This is a genomic window from Paraprevotella xylaniphila YIT 11841, from assembly GCF_000205165.1.
Classification (GTDB): Bacteria; Bacteroidota; Bacteroidia; order Bacteroidales; family Bacteroidaceae; genus Paraprevotella; species Paraprevotella xylaniphila.
Window position 1 is genome coordinate 21,084 of the sequence record NZ_GL883868.1, and the last position, 6,575, is coordinate 27,658.

Sequence of the window (6,575 nt, forward strand, 5' to 3'; positions counted from 1 at the left end):
TTAGATTATTTAAAGACGTACTTCTTTTTGTCTCAGACGGGCCAGAGTTTCTTTAATCCGTTTCATGGCCTCGACAATGTTTTCGTCACTGGTGGCATAGCTCATGCGGAAACATTCGGGAGAGCCGAAAGCGTCACCGCCCACTGTAGCCACATGACCCACCTCAAGCAGGTACATGGCAAAATCGGTGGAGTTGTTGATTACACGTTCACCGTCTTTCTTACCGAAATACGAGCTGCATTTGGGGAACAGATAGAATGCGCCTTCCGGGCTGTTCACCTCCAATCCGGGGATTTCTTTAGCCAATTTGACAATCAGGTTTTTACGGCGTTCAAAAGCCTGGCGCATATCTTCTACGCACTGTTGTGAACCCGTATAAGCGGCTTCGGCTGCCTTTTGCGAAACGGAACAAGGACCGCTAGTGTACTGGCCCTGTAGCTTGTTACAGCCTTTTACAATCCATTCGGGAGCAGCAATGAAACCGATTCTCCATCCCGTCATGGCGTATGCTTTCGATACTCCGTTGACGATGACTACGCGGTCTTTTATTTCCGCGAACTGGGCGATGCTTTCATGTTTGCCGATATAATTGATGTGCTCGTAAATCTCGTCGGCAATGACAATCACGCGTTCATGTCGTGCGAGGACGCGAGCCAGACCGGCCAACTCTTCTTTGGAATATACCGAACCCGTAGGATTGCTGGGAGAGCAGAGAATCAACGCACGTGTTTTCGGCGTGATGGCCGCTTCCAACTGTTCGGGTGTAATCTTGAAATCTTGTTCTATGCCCGCTTCTACAATGACGGGTTCTCCTTCGGCCAATTTGACCATTTGGGGATAGCTGACCCAATAAGGAGCCGGAATGATCACCTCATCGCCGGCATTGACCAATGCCATGATGGCATTACATACAGATTGTTTGGCGCCGTTGGAGCAAAGAATCTGTGCCGGTGCATAGTCCAAGCCGTTTTCGTTTTTCAGCTTGGCAGAGATGGCTTCGCGCAGTGCGGGATAGCCCGGTACGGGAGAATAGCGTGAATAATTCTCTTCTACGGCTTTGATGGCAGCCGCTTTGATATGGTCCGGGGTGTTGAAATCCGGTTCGCCGACACTTAAATTGATTACATCTACACCTTGTGCTTTCAGCTCGCTGCTTTTTTGAGACATAGCTAAAGTTGCAGAGGGAGAAAGTCTGTTCAAACGGTCTGATAGTTGATTCATATATGTTTCTTAATTTATTGATTCTCGTGGCTTGATGTTGCAAAGTTAGGCAATTCTGCGGATATGTGCTACACTTTTAACTCCTTTTCGATGAAAAAGGTGACTTTTTGGTGTAAAATCAATCTTATTCCCTGCTGTTATTTTCTTTTTCCAAGGATTTTCAGCAGTTGGAGAAACAAATTCAGGAAATCCAGATACAAAGTGAAACTACCCATTAAAGCCAACTTTTGCGTGCTTTCGTCCAGTCCCATTCCGTGTTCACGCAACATGGCCTTGATTTTCTGGGTGTCGTATGCCGTCAGTCCGACAAAAACGAGTACAAGGGCATACGTGATGCCCCAGTCGAGCGTAGTGCTGGCTATAAACCAGTTCGCAATGGTCGCGATGATAAGTCCGATAAGTGCCATGATAAGATATGTTCCCATTTTGCTTAAGTCTTTATGAGTGAAATATCCTACTAAGGACATGGTTCCGAATGTGCCGGCCGTGACAAAGAAAGTAGAGGCGATGGAACCTATTTCGTATACCAGAAAAATGGTAGACAGAGTAACACCGGTAAGGATGGAATACAGAATAAACAATAGAGAGGCGTTGGTGAATGACAACTTGCTGACACGGCCTATCAGGGTAAAGGCTACGACGAGTTCGGCAATGATAAGTCCGAGGAAAACGGCCTGATTCCCCAATATGAATTGCATCAGTGTGGCATTGCCTGCCACGCATGCGGCTGTCAGTCCGGTAATGGCCAAAGCGAATGTCATCCACCGATAGACATTGCGCATGAGTTTGGAAAACACGGAAGCCTGTACCGTCTCTTCCGGGTTATAAGCATATATGTTTTTAGTTTCCATTATGTCGTTGTTGTTGAGAGTAGGGTTATTTATTGAAATGCAATGTGTGTCCCATGCGTTCTTTTTTGGTTCGCATGTATTTTTCGTCGTAAGGGGTGACCGGAACTTCGATGGGAACATTTTCCACGATTTCGAGTCCGTAGGCCTCCAAACCTACACGTTTGACCGGATTGTTCGTCAACAGGCGCATTTTATGTACGCCCAATTCATGCAGGATTTGAGCTCCGACGCCGTATTCGCGTTCATCGGGCAAGAAACCGAGATGTACGTTGGCATCTACGGTGTCCATACCTTCTTCTTGCAATTTATAGGCTTTCATCTTGTTGAAAAGACCTATGCCGCGCCCTTCCTGGTTCATGTAGAGGATAACGCCCTTTCCTGCTTCTTCTACCATGCGCATGGCTTTGTGGAGTTGTGCTCCGCAATCACAACGCTGGCTGCCGAATATGTCTCCGGTGACGCACGAGGAATGTACACGCACTAAAATCGGTTCGTCCGGTTCCCATTCTCCTTTGATAAGCGCCACGTGTTCCAGTCCGTTGCTGATCTGGCGGAAAGTGATGTCGCGGAAGTGCCCGTAGTCGGTAGGCATGTCTACTTCCGGGCCTCGTTCCACCATCGATTCCTGTTTGAGCCGATAGGCAATCAAGTCGCGTATGGCTATGATTTTGATTCCGAAGCGTGCGGACACCTTTTGTAATTCAGGCATGCGGGCCATGGTACCGTCCGGGTTCAGGATTTCGATGAGGGCGGCAGCCGGTTGCAGGCCGGCCAGACGTGCCAGGTCGACAGCGGCTTCTGTATGTCCGGCACGGCGCAGTACGCCTTTGTCTTGCGCATACAGCGGGTTGATATGTCCCGGGCGGCCAAAGGTTTCCGGGCGGGAAGACGGGTCGGCCAATGCGCGGATGGTGGCGGCCCTGTCATGTGCGGAAACCCCGGTGGTACAGCCTTCCAGTTTGTCTATGGTTATGGTGAAAGGGGTTCCTAAGATAGAAGTATTGGTGCTGACCTGATGAGGTAAGTCCAGTTCTTCACTACGTGAAATGGTAATCGGTGCACAGAGCACGCCTCTTCCTTCCTGAAGCATGAAATTTACTTTTTCAGGCGTAATCATTTCCGCAGCCGTGATGAAGTCGCCTTCATTCTCACGGTCTTCGTCATCCACTACTATTATGAACTTGCCTTCTTTGAAGTCGGCAATGGCTTCTTCTATTGTGTTCAGTTTAAATGTATCCATGACTTTATGATGTTTTATTCGATTTCTGATATCTTCTCGATTCGTTCGGCGATAAACGCGCTGTATTTTTTTATTTGTTGTATATCCTTGTAAAGACGCAACCTGTATCGCCAGATTCGGAAATAAAAGAATATGCCCACAGGGAATATGATGCCTAACACCATATTCCACTTATAATTATGGAAGGGGCGCGTATGTGCATGTGTAGGCACGATAGGAAGCTTGTTCAGGGCATCCAAGATTGCCGCGTCCCGGCTGTTGGACAGTATGGTGATGAGGTTTTCCATTTTTCGGCTCAGGCTGATAACCTCATGGTCATCTATATTATAGAAGAAAATGTGCAGGTAGTTGGGCGGCAGACGTAACCTGCTCTTTTGTGCGTATGCTTGCCATTCTTGCGACAAAGCCGTGAGTTCCGTTTTTACAACGGGATAATCCGGGTCGTGTATGATGACTTCTTTACGGGCGATATGACGGGATATGCGGAGTCCCAGAATCTTGCGTATCACATTGATATATGCTTCGATATTGAATACGGCCGAGTCTTTATTGGCTTTGTAAGTCAGGAAAATGCCGATAGGGCAGAGTACCATGGAGCTAAGCCATTCGCCGAACCAAGGAATCCATTCCCCGCTTTTTGCCATTTTCTCTCCTGACACGTTGATGATATAATAGAAGATGAAAATGGTGACGGATATGACAACCGGTACACCCAAACCTCCTTTGCGGATGATGGCTCCAAGAGGGGCGCCGATAAAGAAGAAGAACAGGCAGGCTAATGAGAGTGTGAACTTCTTGTGCCATTCCACCCAGTGTGTCCGGGTGGACTGGTCTATATCTTTCGAAATCAAACCGCGAAATTCATATTCGTTAGTGGCTATCGTACTTTTTTGCATGGCGTTCCGTAATACGCCCTGTTGTTGGCTGACGGTCAGTTTGCTGTATAAGGTGTCGAAGTTCAACGTCTGGCGGGCTATCTTGACGGAGTCTTGTGAGGCTATGTTTACTTTCCTTCGATAAGTCGTATTCTGCAAATAGGCAAAAAGCGAGCGTCCGATACTGTCGCTTTTATGCGCCAGAGAATCGAGTCCGGTTTCAATCTCCCGCAAATTTTTGGTTTGTGCGCTTCCGCTGAATACGTTGGCATCCATCATGTTGAAATTGTTGTCGAACGGAATCAGGTCGGTTTCTTGGATGAATGTCTCCCTCATGTAAGGCACGTTGGCACGAGCCATCATGTTGCCTTGGGCTTGCATGTTACGAAAACGTTCTCCGGCGTACATCGTCAGCATAAGATGCTTTTCGTCAGCCGTCGTTTTGAGTTCTGCGGAGTCGGCCAATACGATTTGTGCATCTTCATACCCGTCGGTCGTACTATAAATCATGACTCCGTAGAGCATACCGTTTTCCTTTCCTTTCTTCTCCACGAAAATGTTATATCCAGGAATCTCACTGTAGAAAATACCTTCCGGGATTTCCAGTTCAGGCGATTTTTGTTTCATGGAATAGATGAGCGTATAAAACTTCTTTTGGGCTTCCGGGCCGGTTATGTTCTGGAAATAAAATGAACCGATACAAAGTAGGATATTAAAGATGATAATGGGCTGCAGTATGCGGACGAGCGGAATGCCGGCAGCTTTCATGGAAAGCAGTTCGAAACGCTCGCCGAGGTTACCGAAAGTAATGAGCGAGGCTAAAAGAATGGCCAAAGGTAAGGACATGGGGATGAGTGTCAGGCTGGCATAATAAAAGAAGTGTGCGAGGACGTCCAATGTCAAACCTTTCCCGATGAGCTCGTCCACGTATCGCCACATGAATTGCATCAGGAAAATGAAAAGGCAGATGAAAAACGTGCCAACGAAGAGCAAAGAATAGGCTTTGAATACGAATATGTCTATTTTCTTAATGAACTTCATCCCATTGTTGTTCGTACGAATTAACGGACAAAGTTAGTATAAAAAAATATTGTAGCCTTATATTTTAGATGTTTTTATGGAACAGTGTTCTATAAAAGAGACTTTTCGGTGGCTCCTACAAGTGGGGTAAACTTTACTGTGCTGAGAGAAAACAGAATGGAATCTGACTGTACAAAGTGCTTTTTAAAAGGCTCTTTGAAGATAAAATGAAAAAAAGTAGAATTTTCTTTTGGTGAAATGAAAATAATGCGTACCTTTGCAACCGCAAACGCAAGGATGGCGGGATAGCTCAGCTGGTTAGAGCGCATGATTCATAATCATGAGGTCCCCGGTTCAATCCCGGGTCCCGCTACTTCTAAAGTTTATGGGCATTTGAGAGGCTTCCACTCTTGAGTGCTTTTTTTATTTTTATGGGTATTTGCACAGATTTTGTATGGTTTTCCCGATAAATAACGGATAATCAATGAAATCGTAAGGTAATACAGTATTGTTTTGGAAATATTTTAAGGTAACATTGAATATGTTTGTTCTGAAATTCAGTAGAATATTTTGTATTCCAAAATAAAAGCTTTACTTTTGCATAAACAATAAAAGGCATGAGAGTCATAGCGAGAAGCAAAATAATCGAGTATTATACCGAGCATCCTGACGCGGAAACTGCACTCGAAGACTGGTATCAGAAAGTGAAGAAAGCAGAGTGGACTTGTTTTGCTGATATGAAACAGATGTTTAACAGTGTGGATAATGTAGGCAACCAACACTATGTGTTCAATATCAGAGGAAACAATTATCGGTTGATTGTAGTAATCAAGTTTACGATAAAAACAGTCTTGATTCGCTTTATCGGCACTCATGCCGAATATGATGTAATTGACGCTAAAAATATATAGACGTATGGCAAAGATTCAGAATGAAACAGCTTATAAGGCAGCAATGGAGAGAATAGAAGAACTTCTGCCATTGGTTGATGACAATACGCCTTTGAATGACAAGAACCTGATAGAATTGGATTTGTTGTCAGAACTTGTTGCCGACTACGAAGAAGAGCATTATCCGATAAAATCACCTTCTTTAGTGGATGTGATAAAACTCCGTATGTACGAAATGGGTCTCAATCAGGCCAAACTCTCAGAACTTCTTGGCGTAAGTCCTTCACGTGTCAGCGACTATCTTACGGGACGTTGCGAGCCTACCCTTAAAGTAGCTCGTGAAATGAGCCGGAAACTCAATATTGATGCGAATATAGTGTTAGGTATCTGATGAGAAATTCGTTTTAAAAACGACCATTTGCACGAAAATTGCACAAATATTATATTTTAAAGTTTATGGGCATTTGAGAGGCTTCCA

6 protein-coding genes and 1 tRNA gene are annotated in these 6,575 nt (G+C 45.3%); 3 read left to right on the forward strand and 4 right to left on the reverse strand.

The features are described from left to right. Positions 1–9 precede the first annotated feature (9 nt). The 4 genes from HMPREF9442_RS10695 to HMPREF9442_RS10710 form a co-directional block, all read right to left on the reverse strand. On the reverse strand, positions 10–1,221 hold the full coding sequence (locus tag HMPREF9442_RS10695) for a pyridoxal phosphate-dependent aminotransferase (protein ID WP_040602985.1): 1,212 nt from the start codon (positions 1,219–1,221) through the stop codon (positions 10–12). 137 nt (positions 1,222–1,358) lie between these two features. Next, positions 1,359–2,072 carry a Bax inhibitor-1/YccA family protein gene (locus tag HMPREF9442_RS10700; protein WP_008628386.1) on the reverse strand — a complete coding sequence of 238 codons (714 nt, stop codon included), beginning with the start codon at positions 2,070–2,072 and terminating at the stop codon, positions 1,359–1,361. A gap of 25 nt (positions 2,073–2,097) precedes the next feature. Then, positions 2,098–3,312: a bifunctional 3,4-dihydroxy-2-butanone-4-phosphate synthase/GTP cyclohydrolase II gene (locus tag HMPREF9442_RS10705; RefSeq protein WP_008628388.1), complete on the reverse strand. Its 1,215-nt coding sequence runs from the start codon at positions 3,310–3,312 to the stop codon at positions 2,098–2,100. A 14-nt stretch (positions 3,313–3,326) separates the two neighbouring features. Further along, positions 3,327–5,228, reverse strand: a complete 1,902-nt coding sequence (locus HMPREF9442_RS10710; protein ID WP_008628390.1) for an LptF/LptG family permease — start codon at positions 5,226–5,228, stop codon at positions 3,327–3,329. 278 nt (positions 5,229–5,506) lie between these two features. Here HMPREF9442_RS10710 and HMPREF9442_RS10720 point away from each other — a divergent pair. From HMPREF9442_RS10720 to HMPREF9442_RS10730, 3 genes are all read left to right on the forward strand, one after another. Then, a tRNA-Met gene (locus HMPREF9442_RS10720) sits at positions 5,507–5,580 on the forward strand. 244 nt (positions 5,581–5,824) lie between these two features. Next, positions 5,825–6,118 carry a type II toxin-antitoxin system HigB family toxin gene (locus HMPREF9442_RS10725; protein ID WP_008628396.1) on the forward strand — a complete coding sequence of 98 codons (294 nt, stop codon included), beginning with the start codon at positions 5,825–5,827 and terminating at the stop codon, positions 6,116–6,118. A gap of 4 nt (positions 6,119–6,122) precedes the next feature. Then, entirely contained in the window at positions 6,123–6,488 is a 366-nt protein-coding gene (locus HMPREF9442_RS10730) for a helix-turn-helix domain-containing protein (RefSeq protein WP_008628397.1), read from the forward strand. The last annotated feature ends 87 nt before the right edge of the window (positions 6,489–6,575 follow it).

Coding starts and splice junctions, on each gene's coding strand:
- HMPREF9442_RS10710 (WP_008628390.1), bottom strand. CDS start 5,228: ATGAAGTTCATTAAGAAAATAGACATATTCGTATTCAAAGCCTATTCT.
- HMPREF9442_RS10730 (WP_008628397.1), top strand. CDS start 6,123: ATGGCAAAGATTCAGAATGAAACAGCTTATAAGGCAGCAATGGAGAGA.
- HMPREF9442_RS10700 (WP_008628386.1), bottom strand. CDS start 2,072: ATGGAAACTAAAAACATATATGCTTATAACCCGGAAGAGACGGTACAG.
- HMPREF9442_RS10725 (WP_008628396.1), top strand. CDS start 5,825: ATGAGAGTCATAGCGAGAAGCAAAATAATCGAGTATTATACCGAGCAT.
- HMPREF9442_RS10705 (WP_008628388.1), bottom strand. CDS start 3,312: ATGGATACATTTAAACTGAACACAATAGAAGAAGCCATTGCCGACTTC.
- HMPREF9442_RS10695 (WP_040602985.1), bottom strand. CDS start 1,221: ATGAATCAACTATCAGACCGTTTGAACAGACTTTCTCCCTCTGCAACT.